This window comes from Serratia grimesii (assembly GCF_900186025.1).
In the GTDB taxonomy this organism is placed as follows: Bacteria; Pseudomonadota; Gammaproteobacteria; order Enterobacterales; family Enterobacteriaceae; genus Serratia; species Serratia grimesii.
The window spans coordinates 4,935,570-4,951,377 of sequence record NZ_LT883155.1 but is presented as its reverse complement, the minus strand read 5'-3'; the positions used below and the strand labels follow the sequence as shown (position 1 = coordinate 4,951,377).

Sequence of the window (15,808 nt, the reverse complement as noted above, 5' to 3'; positions counted from 1 at the left end):
AGCCATGATGACAAGAACAGGTAAAGCGTTCACTTGGGTTGGTGGCATTGTGCTGTTGATCATCGCCGCATTGGTGATCTTTGTGCTGACCTTCGACTGGAACCGCCTCAAACCAACGATTAATGACAAGGTGTCTGCCGAGCTGCACCGCCCGTTCGCCATCCGTGGCGAGTTGGGGGTTAACTGGGCGCGCGATAAAGGTGAGCGCGGCTGGCGGGCTTGGCTGCCGTGGCCAAAAATTCATGCTGAAGACATAGTGCTCGGCAATCCGAAAAATATCCCAGGCGACAGCATGGCCCAATTGCAGCGCGTTGATGCCAGCATTTCACCCTTGGCGCTGCTGGGTAAAGAACTGTTGATCCCGCGGATTTGGCTGACACAGCCAAGTGCCAACTTACAGCGACTGGCCAATGGCGATAATAACTGGACCTTCAACCTGGCGGGTGATCCTAATCAACCACCGTCAGCCTGGTCGGTAAATATTCATGACATTGTATTTGACCGTGGGCAGATTGATTTCAAAGATGCCACGCTGAAGGCCGATTTCCGTGCGGTGATTGATCCGCTCGGCAAACCTTTATCGTTCAGTGAAGTGACAGGCAAAAAAGAGGCGGGTACCACGGTTACCCCTGATTATGTTTTCGGCTGGAGGGTGAAAGGCAAATACAACGGCGAGCCCCTATCGGGCAGTGGCAAGATTGGTGGCATGTTATCTCTACAAAACGCCGAGGTGCCTTTCCCACTGCAAGCCGATGTACGCTCTGGTGCTACCCGCGTGGTTGTGGCCGGTACGCTGTCTGATCCGATGAATCTTGGTGGTTTGGACCTGCAACTTAAATTCTCCGGCGAGAGTCTGGGCAACCTGTATGCCCTCACTGGCGTGTTGTTGCCCAATACCCCACCGTACTCCACCGATGGTCACCTGATCGCTCGCCTTCATGAGAAAGGGGGGGCAGTGTTCCAGTACCAGAAATTTGATGGGAAAATTGGCGACAGCGATATTCACGGTAATTTGAAATATGTCGCTAGCAAACCCCGACCGAAATTGAGTGGGGAAGTGCTGTCGAATCAGCTACGCTTTGCCGACCTGGCACCTCTGATTGGTGCTGATTCCAATACTGAAAAAGCCAGTCGCGGTGAGAAGAGCCGCCAGCCGGCAGGCAAAGTGCTGCCAGTAGAGAAGTTTGATACCAAAAGCTGGAAGGTGATGGATGCAGACGTCAAATTCACCGCCAAGCGCATTGAACGTGGCAGCTCACTGCCACTGAGCGATCTCTATACCCATTTGCAGTTGGATAACGGCGCCATCTTGATGGATCCGCTACGGTTCGGCGTCGCTGGCGGTAACCTCAATGCGACTCTTCATCTCGACGGTGGCAAAAACCCGATGCAGGGCCGGGTGGATATGCACGCGCGTAAATTCCAACTGAAGGAATTGTTGCCGAATGTCGGATCGATGAAGCGTAGTCTGGGACAATTGAACGGTGATGCCAAACTGACCGGCAGCGGCAATTCGGTAGCTGACCTACTGGCGACCAGCAGCGGCGATTTACGTATGGTGATCAACAATGGGGTAATCAGCCGGAGCCTGATGGAAATCCTCGGGTTGAACGTTGGTAACTATCTGGTGGCACAACTGTTTGGTGATGATGTCGTGGGGATAAACTGCGCGGCAGCGGATGTGGGGATTCGTAGCGGTGTGGCGGCACCACGGTTGTTTGTGTTCGACACGGAGAACGCCATTATCAATATTAGCGGCAATACTAACTTCGCCACGGAGCGATTGGACTTGTCCATTGACCCAGAAAGCAAAGGTATGCGAGTGCTGACATTGCGTTCACCGCTTTACGTAAAAGGTACCTTTGCACACCCGGATGCCGGCGTGAAGGCGGGGCCGCTCATTGCGCGCGGTGCAGCGGCGGTGGCATTGGGCGTGGTGCTGACGCCGGCAGCGGCCCTGTTGGCACTGGTTTCCCCAAGCGAAGGCGGTGAAGAAAACCAGTGCGGGCAAATTTTGCAGCAGATGAAAAAGAAGAAATGATCGTAAAAGCCCGCAGATAACCTGCGGGCTGTTTTACTTCAATACCTGGCAGTCATGATCCTGAATCTCTTCTGATGAAGCCAAAGTAAATGGCAGCAGACTGCGTTCGGTGGCCAGCAACAGAAAATCTCCGCTGGGTAATGCGGTCATTGCCAGTCCAAAGCTCCCCATACGCCCGTTTGCGCGTGCAACCCCCTCTGCCAACAAGCGGAAAGCCCCCTGTTTACTCAGCTCTTCAGGCGTTACCCGACGCGCTAAATAGTCATGGCCCAGCAGGCCGCCAGGTATTGGCTCCCACTGCTCGCTGTAATCCGCCGCATATTGCGCCAGCTGCGTTTTTACCGACGGTAGCAGGCAGGAGATGTGAATGTGCAACTGATTCTGAGTGCGGCCATAGGCTGAATTAATCGCCAGCGAAATACCGGCGTCGTCGATCGCTTTACCATATTTATCAGCCATAAAGTGCCGTGCTTGCCAGGCTTGCTCAAAGAAGTTTGGGGTGGAGGCTGCCAGTACCGCGGGGCTTTCAATGCCGGTGATTTTTGCGCTTGGCATCAACAGATATTGCAGCGGCCCGTTACGATCTTTGAACACCACAAAGCCAGCCTGTGTGTCAACTTGCGCACAGGGTGCCGGATTGTTATGCGCCAGTTGGTTGGGCAGGCACTGTTGGCTGACGATGCGCCACAGTGCGCTCGATTGGGGAGGAGTTACCCATATCCAGAGCGCGGCAGTAATCGCGATGGCGACCATCACTAACGGCGCAACGTACAAAAATAGCCTGCGGCGCAGAGACATGATTGATTTCCGTTTCCGTAAAAAGAGAAGCGTTCAGCATAGTCTGGTTTTATGACAGGTGACAGTGCGGGAAGTGCGGCCCGTGTGACGGGGCCGCAGAAGCAGGATTACAGTGACTTGTCTCGGGTCTCTTTCATCAGCAGCAGGGCGATCAGCGTGAGGCTGGCCATCGCTGCCAAATACAGACCGACATAGAACAAACCGTAATGTGTCGCCAGCCAGGTAGCGATGTAAGGCGCCACAGCTGCGCCGAGGATCGAGGCCACATTGTAGGAGAACGACGCACCGGTATAGCGCACTTCGGTCGGGAACAACTCGGGTAGAAGTGCGCCCATCGGACCGAAAGTCAGGCCCATGATGCTCAGACCGCACAGCAGGAAGCCCATCACCAGCGTTTGGTTACCGGAACCCAACATGCTTGGGAACAGGAAAGCGAAGGCGATCATCAGCAGGGTGATGACGATCATGGTCTTACGGCGGCCAAAGGCATCTGCCAGCAGGCCGGCAATTGGCACCATCACGCCAAAGCCAATCACCGCCACCATCAGCATCCACAGGAAGCTGTTGCGTGAGTATCCCAACCCCAGCGGTTGCGGTGTCGTACCGTAGGTCATTGAGTAAACCGTCATCAGATAGAACAGGGTATAGGTTGCCAGCATGATAAAGGTGCCAAGGATGGTCACCTTCAGGTGTTTGCTCAGCAAGGTGCCGAGCGGAATTTTCACCTGCTTGCCGGCTTTTGCTACCTTGGCGAATACCGGGGTTTCATGCAGCGATACACGAACATACAGGCCGATTAGCACCAGTGCGGCGGACAGGATGAAGGGTACGCGCCAGCCCCATTCCATAAACTGCTGATCTGTCAGCAGCCAGGAGAGTAGCAGGAAGGTGCCGTTGGCGAAGAAGAAGCCGATAGGTGCACCCAGTTGAGGGAACGAGCCGTACAGCGCACGTTTTCTGGCTGGGGCGTTCTCGGTAGCCAGCAAAGCGGCTCCTCCCCATTCACCACCAAGGCCCAGCCCCTGACCGAAGCGCGCCAGCGCCAGCAGGATGGGGGCGAAGATGCCGATGGTTTCGTAGCTTGGCAGCAAGCCAATCAGTACGGTAGAAATCCCCATGGTGAGCAGTGAGGCGACCAGCGTCACCTTGCGGCCTACACGATCGCCAAAGTGACCGAACAGTGCCGAACCAATCGGACGTGCGATAAAGGCGACGGCGAAAGTGGCCAGTGACTGTAGCGTCGCTGTCGTGGGATCACCCTGCGGGAAGAAGATATGCGGGAATACGATCACCGCAGCGGTAGCGTAAATATAGAAATCGAAAAACTCGATGGCGGTCCCGACCAGCGAGGCGACAATCACTTTTCCGCGCGAGTTAACAGGTGTTGACGCGTCGTCGGCGTCCAGAGTTGGTGCGATGGAGGCTTGCATAATATTTCTTATATTTTGAATTTGTAAAAATCCATCTTAGTCATAGCAATATGCCTTTTCAATGCTGAAACTTTGCACAATACCGTGATTAACCGGTTAAAAAGCTTAATGTTTCACTGGCGTGTTTCTACGTGGATTTTAACGTTGCCAAATGAATGATTTGCAGACTGAATACCTGTAAAAGCCGGAAAGAAAAGTTAGCGGGTAGTTTGTTGTGCTGGTTTTGGTGGGTGTGGTGGTTGTATTTTAGTTTTATGTACTGGTTTATTGGTTGTTTGTTGAAATAAAAAACCGGCCATCAGAGTGTGGCCGGTATGATTGCGTTGCTTCAGGGCTCGGTTCGCTCCGATGTTGGTAGCGTTTTATCCTCTTTATACTGGGCAGTGGCAATCCAGGCGGCGCAGAACAGCGTCAGACGCGCGAAGAAATAGAAGAAGGCCATCAGCCCAATGACTGAACCAAAGGCGGCGCCCGAAGGGGATTTAGCGACCTGTGGTAGCGTCATTGTCATCACAAACTTAATCACCTCGAAACCGATAGCAGCAAGCAGCGTGCCGCGTAACAGCGCCTTTTTCTTGGGTTTATGCCGTGGCAGCATCCAAAATATCCAGAGGAACAGCAGGTAGTTAGCGAAAATAGAGATCGACAGTGCAATCAGCGTCATCGCCGGACGCAGCCAATCGATACCTTCCAGGCCCAAAGCACGGACGATCGCCGCCTGTGCCGAGCCGGCGATGGACGTCAGCGTTAACGTAATAATCAGTGCCACCACCAGACCGCTCAGTGAGATAAAGTCTCGGGTGTATTTGAAATAGATTTTTTCCTGGTCCTGCGGATTGCGTTCCCATACGTCACGCGATTGCGCGCGGATAGCCTCACGCAGGTTGCCCATCCAACTGATCCCCGAATACAGTGCCAGTGCCAGGCCGGTCAGCCCCACGGTCGTACGCTGCTGAATAGCGGTATTAACGGTATTTTTGAGCGTGCTGGCCAGAGTAGGGTCACTGATGCTACCGACAATTTTATTGATGAGCTCGGTCAGCAGGTCGGGGTTGGACGCCAGCACAAAACCAACAGCGGCGAATGACACCATCAGTATCGGGATCAGCGACAGAAATGAGAAATAGGTAATGGCGGCGCCGAATTGGCTGCCCAGACGATCGTTAAAGCGCTCGGTAGCACGTAACAGGTGGGCGATACTTGGCCAGGCTTTGATGCGCTCAACGAGGCGTGAAAAACCTGAAATACGCCGGTCAATTTTCTGGTGGCCGGTTTTGATGGCGATCAGCGGTTTTTGTGCCGCTTCATTGTTGGGCTGATGGGGGTCTTTATCTGATCCTGTAGGCATTACGTCATGATTTCCTTAACGATAAATATACCCGCCATATTTCAAATTACCTGTGCGTTGGCTGCTGTGGATTACCTGAATCACTTACTCTAATAAGCTCATCGGGACTCGCTCAGTTGCCACCGTCCTGCAACTCGAATTATTTAGGGTAGAGGCTCTCTCAGCTTTGATTATAGCCAAAAGGCTCGCCGGTTTGGCCGCAAGGGCGGCAACCGACTAGTTTTTGAGCTTAGCGCGTTCACCACGTCAGTGAAATGCTACTGCTCATCGTTAGGTAAAATTCTTATATCAGCCGCGTACCAGCACGGTTTTTTTCATTCACCGACCTCCAATTTTTATCTGTTTCATCACCAAGAAAGCGTTTACTCATGATGTGGCGCTGCGGTTTATCGACCGTCGCGTTACTGCAGCCGTAGGGGCTGGAACGGTTTTAACTGTCATCAATAGATAAAATGGAAGGTCATATGAAATTGCTAAATCATCCCACCTGTCGTCCGTTTACCGAAGCGGGCAATTTGACACAGATTTCCGCCTTCTATGAAGAAGAGCGGCACATCATGTGGATGCTGCTGCGCGCGGAACCGCGTCCTTGTTTTAATCAGGCGTTAATTGAAGACATCATGACGTTGGCGCAGGCAGCCAAAGAGTCATCATTGCAGTTTGATTTTTGGGTAACTGGCTCGCTGGTGCCGAATATGTTCAACGTCGGCGGCGATCTGCAGTTTTTTGCGGAGGCAATTAAAAACCGCAAGCGTGAGGCAATGATGGCTTACGCGCGTGCTTGCATCGACTGTGTACATGCGGCAGCACGCGGATTTGACACCGGAGCAGTCAGTATTGCCATGGTGGAGGGCAGCGCGCTGGGCGGTGGTTTTGAAGCCGCATTGGCGCACCATTTTGTTTTGGCGCAGAACAACGCGCGCATGGGGTTCCCAGAAATTGCCTTTAACCTGTTTCCTGGCATGGGCGGTTACTCGCTGGTGGCGCGCAAGGCAGGCATGCGTCTGGCGGAAGAGCTGATTTGGGGCGGTGAGTCGCACACGGCAGAATGGTTTGAAAGCCGTGGGCTGGTTGATCAGCTATTCCAACCCGGCGACGCCTACGTGGCTACGCGTACCTTCATTGATACTATCCGGCCTAAATTGAACGGTATGCGTGCCATGTTGCGCGCCCGCCAGCGGGTGCTGCAATTGACGCGTTCTGAATTGATGGATATTACTGAGGATTGGGTGCATTCAGCCTTCACCATTGAGGAGAAAGATCGCGCCTATATTGAACGCTTAGTTATGCTGCAGGACCGACACACGCTGAACCTGCGTCGTGCAGGCTAATATGACCCTGCCCGCATCACGCTGAGGGGGATTGCGGGCGATAAGACTGCAGCCAATGCTCCAGCTGTTCTGGGAGCATTGGCCGCGCAAACAAAAATCCTTGTTTCTCATCAACACCGACTTCATCAAGGAATTGGTTCTCGCTCTCGGTCTCTACACCTTCGGCAATCACCCGGAATTTGAGGGCTTCTGCTGCTGCAACGATAGCGCGTACCAGCGATTGTGAAACTGGATTGAAATTCACGCCACGAACAAAACTTTTATCCAGTTTGATGGCATCCAGTGGGATACGTGACAGCTGTGCCAGCGAAGAGTAACCCGTGCCAAAATCATCCAGATGGACCTGCGCGCCCAGTTCGCGTAGCCGGGTGATTACCTCTCGTGCCCGTTTTTCGTCCTCAATCAGGCTGCTTTCTGTTAGCTCGAAGTCCAAGAGACAAGGTATCAACTGATTCTGTTGCAGCACCTGCGCGAGATCCTCGACGATAGAGTCATCCACCAACTGCCGTGCAGAAAGGTTGACCGCGACCCGCAGTTCTAATCCCTGACGTTTCCAGTGTGCTGCCTGTTTGGCGGCGGTTTGCAGAACCCAGCGGCCGAGCGGCCCGATCAGGCCGGATTCTTCGGCGTAAGAGATAAATTGCAGGGGCGGAATCAGGCCGCGTTCGGGCGAATCCCAGCGCACCAGGGCTTCCACGCTGCATACCTTGCCGCTGAGTGCCTCAATTTTGGGCTGGTAGTACACCACTAATTGATTTTGTTCCAACCCCTTGCGCAGATTGGTATCCAGCCACATATATTCTGCGACGCGTTTGTTCATCTCTGGCGAGAACACGGTGTAAGTGCGTTTACCATGTTCCTTGGCGACGTACATGGCGGTATCGGCGCTACGGATCAGACTGTCGAGATCGTTTCCATGTTCAGGGCACAGTGCGATCCCAATGGAACATCCGGTGTAAACTTCAATAAGGCCAATGCGGAACGGTGTTTTCAGCCGGTCGATAATCCGCTGGGCTAACCGTTGTAACATCTCACGATCGGCTTCTTGAGCGAGCACAAGGAACTCATCTCCTCCGAGGCGAGCCAGGGTTTGGTCCGGAGCAAGGCAACCCAGAACCGCCAGCGACACCTCTACCAGTAAACGATCGCCGAACATATGGCCGTAGGCATCGTTGACCTTCTTAAAGTTGTCGAGATCGAGATACACCAGTCCGATGTTGTTGCCATCACGTGTGGCGATCGACTGGGTAATTTTGTCCTGGATGGCATTACGATTTGGCAGGCCGGTAATGATATCGGTATTGGCTAGCACTCGCAGGCGTTCCTGGGCGCGACGCTCTTCGGTTATGTCGGTGCCGGAGCAAATCAGAAAGACTTCATTTTTACCGCTGCCGCTGTGCACGAACTTATTACGGAACAAAAATAACCGCTCACCCTTTACCGTTTTGATCCAGCGTTCCACTTCATAGGACGACCCATTGCGGAAAAAACCGGCGATATTGCGTCGCGATGCCGTGGCTTCTTCCGGGCTCATAAATAATTGAAAGACGTTTTTGCCGATAACATCATGTTCGTGCAGGCCGGTGTATTCTTCGCTTAGACGGTTGAAGCGCTGGATACGCCCATGCTGATCGACGATCACAATCACGGAATTGGCTTCTGACACCACTTGCTCGGCAAAGGAGAGGCCGTGCACCAGATCGCGAGCGACCGACTGGGTATCGCTGAAGGCAGAGGCGGTACCCGCCCATTCCAGATTGTTGATCCGACGACCGACCAGGTGCAGGTGTATTGGCTCACCGCCCAGCGTGATAGTGATATCTAAGCTGGCGGTAATACCACTAAGGCGGCGGATTTTTGCAGCCTGCATGGCGCTGAGTGCCACAGCCATATGTGTTTTGCCTTTGACTGCCGATAACGCCAGGGCATTGCTGTCAAACGCCAACCGCCAATAAGGGCTGTTGGTGCCAAAGTGGGCGTTAAGAAGCATAGGGCCTTGGTCTGCGAACATGATGATTCCTCAAAAGGGCACGACAGCCAGATCTGTGCGATGAGCGCAACAGCAGGTTTCTGGCCTGATAGTGGCCGTAGTGCACGTATCTCCATCATATAACACGTTTTTCACTGTCGGTGGATGAAACTATTATATAAGTAATAATTAGTTTTGCCCTGTAAACGACACATTGCCACCCGTTGTCTTAGAGTGTAAGTGAGAACCTGCTGATTCGAGAGGTTAGTACGATTTTTGTGCACGGATGTCTTCATCGTCTTGTTGCAGTACGGTTGTAGCAGAGGGGGCTAAATTATAATAAAGCGAGCCGGTGGCAGGAATAATCCTATAGAGCTGAACACCATCTTGAGGTAGATGTTATGCCGGTGTGAAATCAAAATTTCCGTATAGTAGGCATCATCTTCATAATTCACTCATTATTGGCGAATAAAACTGTTTTGGGCTTTAATAAATTTACACTCCATCGCATTACTATATGTTTATCAGCCTATTATTATCTCCGACGAAAGAAGAGCCTGTTCACGTACAGCGCTCCTGATGAAGAATAACTTTAAGGAAATGATTATGCGTAAACTGACCGCTTTATTTGTTGCCTCTACTCTGGCGCTGGGTTCTGCTTCTATGGCTTTCGCTGCGGATACCACAACGGCACCAGCGGCGACTGATTCATCTGCTGCACCGATGAAAATGATGCACCATAAAGGCGAAGGTAAGGGTGGGCCATTTGCGGGTCTGAACCTGACCGAACAACAGCGCCAACAGATGCGCGACATCATGAAAGAATCGCACCAGAAGCGCGGCGCAGGTATGAAAGAGGAACGTCAGGCACTGCATAGCCTGGTTGCTTCCGACAGCTTCGACGAAGCCAAAGCGAAAACGCAAATTGATGCCATTAGCAAAGCGCAATCTGAACATATGTTGGAACGCGCCAAAGCTGAAAATAAAATGTATAACCTGCTGACACCTGAGCAGAAAAAACAATACAATGAGAATTATCAGAAACGCGAACAGAAAATGATGGACCACATGAATAATATGAAGTCGAAAATGACGACAGCGCAGTAATAATTTCATGAGGTAAGTAAAAAGGGCCGGATTATTATCTGGCCCTTTTTATTTTTCGGGGTAAAAATATTTATTTACAGCGAGTGTGATGGGTAACGTGTATCCAGTCCGCCGGCAATGTGCTGAAATTGTTCGGTAATAATCTGCGAAAATCGCGGGTCGTTAATATGATAATCCGTTTTTACCAACCGCCGTTTGTTTGTTGGCTGCATCGTGCATTCCAGCGCCTGAACAAAAGCGTCTAACGCCAACGGATCCCAAAAAGGCTGTCCTGGCGCATCCAGTGAGGACACCCCGCCTCCGGGGATCACAAAGCGTATTTCCCCTGTACAAGCATTCATTTTTTCCCCGATCCAACGTCCTATCTGTGCATTCTCCTGTGGCGTGGTACGCACCAGTGTAACCTGGGGGTTATGTCGGTGGCGTTGGCGTCCGGCATAGCGTGCCGGTACGGTGTCGGGCGAACCAAAATTGATCATGTCTATTGCCCCACAAGACAGTACGCAAGGAATACCGGTACGGGCGATGGCCCCGAAACGATCTTCATTGCAGGGTAAAACTCCGTCGAACAGATAATCGGCCACCTCAGTAATGGTCAGATCCAGCGCGGCACTGAGCAAACGGCTGTCGATCAACTTTTCCAGTGCTCTACCACCGCTGCCCGTTGCGTGGAAAACCAAGCAGTCCCAGTGGGACTCCAGTGTGGCAACAACGCTCTGTATACAGGGTGTGGTGACACCGAACATCGTCAAACCGAGCGCGGGTTTACCCCCGACATCATCGTTGGAAGCAAAGCGTACGGCCCCTGCAATCTGGCACGCTGCATTGTTCAGGACGCGTCGTGATATACGGTTGAGACCGGCGATATCAGTGACGGAATACAGCATGGTGATATCGCTGTTGCCGACATAGGCCGAAACGTCACCTGCCGCCATGCTTGAGACCATTAATTTTGGCAGACCAATAGGCAACTGCTGCATCGCCGGGGTGATAATGGCTGTGCCGCCGGAACCGCCCAGACCAAGCAGGGCCGCGATATCATTGCGAGTCAAAATAAAGCGCTCGAAAGCGACAGCCATGGCGGTAATGGCTTGGCCCCGGTCATGGCAAAATACGGCGTTAGCTCCCTCAGGGTGATAACGGGCAATTTCCGCTGCGCTAATATCGGTAAGTGAATCCGTTGGAAGGAGACGTGTCGAGAGATCGACGGTCAAAGTGGATAAACCTAGGCTGGAGATAGTCTGACGAACATACTCCAGTTCTTGTCCTTTGGTATCTGCTGTGGTAGCAATGTAGATAAATGTTGAAGTATCAGTCACTGCTTATTCCTGCGGATTTTATAAATTATTTATTAAAATTATAATGTTATTTGTTTTTTTTTGGATCCCTGGTGTTGGCGATTTAATACTGAATGATTAATATATCTACATAATGAGACGCTAGTGTCATTTATGCAAGGCAAGGTCAGTTCAAAATGAGATGTTAGTCTCATTTTTGACCATCTAATGTTACCGACGAAGTGGAATACTGTCGGTTTTGTTGTTATCGCGTGTTGTCCCGGGACGGGGGAAGCGAATAAGTATGATGAGGTAGCTGTGGTAATAACTGCTTTTCCCATGAAACAGGACCAAACTCTGACATCGACTCGGGCAAGAACCCATCGCTTATTGTTGACCAGTGCCATGGCGTTGTATGACGAAGGGGTATTTCCTTCAATCACCGAGCTTGCCGCGCATGCACAGGTATCTCGTGCCACTGCCTATCGTTATTTCCCCACCCAAAGCGAATTGATTGCCGCTGTTGTGGCCGAAAGTCTGGGGCCGATTCTAGAATGGCAACCACAGGATCAGGACGCACTGAAACGCATTCAGCAACTACTCACATTCGCTTATCCCCAAATGGAGCAGCACGAAGGGGCTCTGCGTGCCGCGTTGCAGCTTTCATTACAACAGTGGGCGAAAGCGACACCGGGTGAGAAATTTGTCCGCGGTAACCGTAAGCGTCTGCTTAATCTGGCGGTTGAGCCACTCCGGGATAAACTGCCGTCTGAGGCGTTGCAACGAGTCATTCATTCTTTTTCGTTGATTTATGGCTCGGAAGTTTTTCTGGTACTGAAAGATATTTGGGGGCTGGATCTCGGCGGCATTCAGGATGTGACGCAATGGATGGCGAAAGCCATTATTCGTCAGGCCGAAGAAGATGCGATGAACAGCAGAAAACCGCTAGCATGATAGTCCAATTTTTACAGTCATTCTCGGCGAAAACCAGCAGATTTCACTGAGTGAGTATTGGCAATTGTTATAATTTAAAGTGATAAAAAGAGCGTTTTAAGCATTTTTAGATAGGCCGAAGGGGGGAGCCCCATCCGGCTTTTTTTGTTTTTATTATCTATATTTATCAGATAATTATTTCTGACTCTCGACACGAGAAACGGATCATTCCTCACCCTTTTTTGCCATTGAAGATCCTTATGTCTCCCCGCCTTATTTAGCCGTTTATTGTGTTCCCCGATTAAGCCCCTGCGCCTTTGACACATTAGGCGCGCTTGAGATTGTTGTGCTTTATTTATTTGGTGTTACGAAACTGTTACACAAAAAAATCAATAAGACATTTGCAAACAACAATGGACGGTATCTGGGATGGAAAATAGACGTAAAGGAGTCAAGCCTGTTCAGGCGGCCTTCGGCTGGCCTGAAATTGGTGTTAATCGTGCACAATGGAGTGCGATGCTTTTTTGCCTGGCGGCGATCGGTGGGGCGCAGGCTGCCCCTTATGTTGAAAGCGGTAAACCGGGCGATCCTGCTAGCTGGCGCAGTAAAGAGTTCAACGCAGAATGGGGGCTGGGGGCGATCCACGCCGATCAAGCCTACGCCGCCGGTTATAGCGGAAAAGGCGTAAAGCTCGGCATTTTCGATCAACCGGTATATGCCAAACACCCGGAGTTCGCCAGCCAAGACAAAGTGATCAACCTGGTCACTACTGGTATTCGCGAATACACCGATCCCTACATTCCGGTGAAAAAAGGCGACGTATTCCGCTATGACGGCACGCCGAGCGTGGATTCCGACGGCACCCTGGGTTCACATGGCACCCATGTGGGTGGCATCGCTGCCGGCAACCGCGATGGCGGTGCAATGCACGGCGTGGCGTTCAACGCACAAATCATCAGCGCGGAAAACGGCGACCCGGGGCCGGAAGACGGCATCATTCTCGGTAACGATGGGGCGGTGTACCAGGCTGGCTGGGATGCGTTGATCGCCAGCGGCGCACGCATTATCAATAACAGCTGGGGTATTGGCATCACTGAGAAGTTTGATCAGGGTGGCAAGGATCCGGCTTATCCCCACTTCACGCTCGCCGACGCGCAAAAACAATTCGATCAAATCAAACAGATCCTTGGCACCAAAGCCGGTGGCGCTTATCAGGGCGCAATCGATGCGGCACGCAGCGGTATCGTCACCATTTTTGCGGCCGGTAACGACTCCAACCTCAATAACCCGGACGCCATGGCCGGTCTGGCCTATTTCGTGCCGGAGATAGCCCCCAACTGGCTGTCGGTCGCCAGTCTGCAGGATCCGAACAACACCGGCGATTACAGCATCAGTACCTTCTCCTCCCGCTGTGGCTATACCGCCAGCTTCTGCGTTGCCGCGCCGGGCACCAGGGTGTACAGCTCAATCATTGAAGGCAACAGCGTAGATAACCTGACCACCGGTTATGCCAAATACAGCGGGACCTCAATGGCGGCGCCACACGTGGCCGGAAGCATTGCGGTGCTGATGGAACGTTTCCCGTACATGACCGGCGCGCAGGTTGCCTCAGTGCTGAAGACCACCACCACTGATATGGGCGCGCCGGGTATCGATGCACTGTACGGCTGGGGGATGATCAATCTGGGCAAGGCGATTAACGGGCCGGGCATGTTTGTTACCGAGCAGGATATTCCTGAAGAGTTTCGGGTTAGCGGCGCTTACGGCCCTGAGCAGTTCGTCGTGAATCTGCCGGGTGTCGGCGCGGTACTGGACAAGGGCAAACCGACCGAGCGCGTGTGTGACGATATTCATTGTGGGCTGGATGTCTGGAGCAACAACATTTCCGGTCACGGTGGCCTGACCAAACAGGGCATCGGTACCTTGGTGCTGACCGGCAACAACAGTTACGCAGGGCCGACGCTGATCAATCAGGGCCTGTTGGCAATCAACGGTTCGGTCACCTCGGACGTTACGGTGCAAAACGCCGGTGTGCTGGGCGGCTCCGGTACCCTGGGGTCATTGACTGCACGCAGTGGTGGGACCGTGGCACCGGGCAACTCGATCGGGACGTTGAATGTAGCAGGTAATGTCAGCTTCGAACCGGGTTCCCGCTATGCGGTAGAAGTGGCGCCAAACGGCCAGAGCGATCGGATCCAAAGCAGCGGATCGGCAACGATCGGTGGCGGTGAAGTCGTGGTGTTGCAGGAACAAAACACCAACCTGCTGTCGCAAGGTAGCGTGAGCAGTTTGCTTGGCCGCCAGTACAACATTCTGACTGCCCAGCAGGGGATAAGCGGGCAGTTTTCTTCTTCTTCAACTTTTTCTCCCTTCCTCGGCGCCGGGCTGACCTACCAGCCCAATCAGGTGACGTTGAACGTCGGTCGTAACGACACCGCCTTTGCCAGCGTGGCCGCCACCCAAAACGAACGTGCAGTAGCAGCCGCGGCGGATGCCCTGGCAGCGGGCAACCCGGTGTACGAGAGCATCCTCAATGCCGGTTCGGCAGGGGAGGCCCGTCAGGCGTTCCGTCAGTTGTCCGGGCAGATCCACGCGGATATTGCCTCGGCACAGGTCAACGACAGCCGTTACCTGCGTGATGCGTTGAACGGCCGACTGCGACAGGCAGAAGGACTGGCAACCTCGCCGGACATCAAGGCGGACGACGACGGAGGTGCCTGGGCGCAGTTGCTGGGGGCCTGGGACCATGCGTCGGGCGATGCCAATGCGACGGGCTATCAGGCATCGACCTACGGTGTGCTGGTGGGGCTGGACTCGGCGTTGGCGGATGACTGGCGCTTGGGCGTGGCGACCGGCTACACCCGGACGTCACTGGATGGCGGCTACGACTCGAATGCCGACAGCGACAACTACCATCTGGCGGTGTACGGCGGCAAACAGTTCGGTGAACTGGCGCTGCGTGCCGGTGGTGGCTACACCTGGCACCGCTTCGATACGTCACGTTCGGTCAATTACGGCATGCAGTCAGATCGGGAAACCGCGAAATACAGTGCGCGCACCGAGCAGGTGTTTGCCGAAGCGGGTTACAGCGTGAAGGCCGGTTGGGCCAATCTGGAGCCGTTCGCCAACCTGGCGTACATCAACTTCCAGAACAACGGTATCGCGGAAGACGGCGGGGCTGCGGCGCTACACGGCGACAAACAGCACACCGACGCCACCGTATCGACGCTGGGGCTGCGTGCGGATACCGAGTGGCAGGCGAGCAAAACCACCACCGTGGCGCTGCGCAGCGAACTGGGCTGGCAGCATCAGTACGGCGATCTGGATCGTGGTACCGGGTTGCGCTTCAACGGCGGCACTTCCCCGTTTGTGGTGAACAGTGTGTCGGCCTCGCGTGACGGTGCGGTGCTTAAGGCCAGTGCGGAAGTGGCGGTGAACAAGAATGCCACGCTGTCATTGGGCTACGGCGGGCTGCTGTCGCAAAACTACCAGGACAACAGCGTCAATGCTGGCTTCACCTGGAATTTCTGATCTTAAAAAACTGAGGGACAAGCCGCCTCGTCGGGGGGCGGTT

The 15,808-nt window shown here is 53.3% G+C and carries 9 protein-coding genes and 1 pseudogene; 5 read left to right on the top strand and 5 right to left on the bottom strand.

The window, feature by feature from the left end; genetic code table 11:
- Positions 1 to 7 precede the first annotated feature (7 nt).
- Positions 8 to 2,041, top strand: coding sequence for an AsmA family protein (locus tag SGBXF1_RS23085; protein ID WP_186428551.1), 2,034 nt, complete (start codon positions 8 to 10; stop codon positions 2,039 to 2,041).
- A 33-nt stretch (positions 2,042 to 2,074) separates the two neighbouring features.
- On the opposite strand, the pseudogene SGBXF1_RS23080 reads toward SGBXF1_RS23085, so the two are convergent.
- The 3 genes and pseudogenes from SGBXF1_RS23080 to yhjD form a co-directional block, all read right to left on the bottom strand.
- Positions 2,075 to 2,854: pseudogene (locus SGBXF1_RS23080) on the bottom strand (CDP-diacylglycerol diphosphatase); the annotation flags it as partial.
- Between the two features lie 92 nt (positions 2,855 to 2,946).
- A complete protein-coding gene (locus SGBXF1_RS23075; RefSeq protein WP_037424645.1) occupies positions 2,947 to 4,269 on the bottom strand; it encodes an MFS transporter in 1,323 nt (440 codons plus the stop codon).
- Positions 4,270 to 4,597: 328 nt separating this feature from the next.
- Positions 4,598 to 5,617 carry an inner membrane protein YhjD gene (yhjD, locus tag SGBXF1_RS23070; protein WP_186427605.1) on the bottom strand — a complete coding sequence of 340 codons (1,020 nt, stop codon included), beginning with the start codon at positions 5,615 to 5,617 and terminating at the stop codon, positions 4,598 to 4,600.
- 464 nt (positions 5,618 to 6,081) lie between these two features.
- Here yhjD and SGBXF1_RS23065 point away from each other — a divergent pair, with 464 nt between their 5' ends.
- Entirely contained in the window at positions 6,082 to 6,948 is an 867-nt protein-coding gene (locus tag SGBXF1_RS23065; RefSeq protein ID WP_037424647.1) for a crotonase/enoyl-CoA hydratase family protein, read from the top strand.
- Between the two features lie 16 nt (positions 6,949 to 6,964).
- Here SGBXF1_RS23065 and pdeR read toward each other — a convergent pair whose 3' ends face one another.
- A complete protein-coding gene (gene pdeR / locus SGBXF1_RS23060) occupies positions 6,965 to 8,959 on the bottom strand; it encodes a cyclic di-GMP phosphodiesterase (RefSeq protein ID WP_130382355.1) in 1,995 nt (664 codons plus the stop codon).
- Positions 8,960 to 9,523: 564 nt separating this feature from the next.
- Here pdeR and spy point away from each other — a divergent pair.
- The gene (gene spy / locus SGBXF1_RS23055; RefSeq protein WP_061808675.1) at positions 9,524 to 10,024 is read left to right on the top strand and encodes an ATP-independent periplasmic protein-refolding chaperone Spy; all 501 of its coding nucleotides are present in this window, start codon (positions 9,524 to 9,526) and stop codon (positions 10,022 to 10,024) included.
- Between the two features lie 74 nt (positions 10,025 to 10,098).
- Here spy and SGBXF1_RS23050 read toward each other — a convergent pair whose 3' ends face one another.
- Positions 10,099 to 11,343, bottom strand: coding sequence for a Tm-1-like ATP-binding domain-containing protein (locus SGBXF1_RS23050; RefSeq protein ID WP_130382353.1), 1,245 nt, complete (start codon positions 11,341 to 11,343; stop codon positions 10,099 to 10,101).
- A 297-nt stretch (positions 11,344 to 11,640) separates the two neighbouring features.
- Here SGBXF1_RS23050 and SGBXF1_RS23045 point away from each other — a divergent pair, with 297 nt between their 5' ends.
- Positions 11,641 to 12,255 carry a TetR/AcrR family transcriptional regulator gene (locus SGBXF1_RS23045; protein WP_037424664.1) on the top strand — a complete coding sequence of 205 codons (615 nt, stop codon included), beginning with the start codon at positions 11,641 to 11,643 and terminating at the stop codon, positions 12,253 to 12,255.
- 495 nt (positions 12,256 to 12,750) lie between these two features.
- Positions 12,751 to 15,765: an autotransporter outer membrane beta-barrel domain-containing protein gene (locus SGBXF1_RS23040; RefSeq protein ID WP_130383097.1), complete on the top strand. Its 3,015-nt coding sequence runs from the start codon at positions 12,751 to 12,753 to the stop codon at positions 15,763 to 15,765.
- The last annotated feature ends 43 nt before the right edge of the window (positions 15,766 to 15,808 follow it).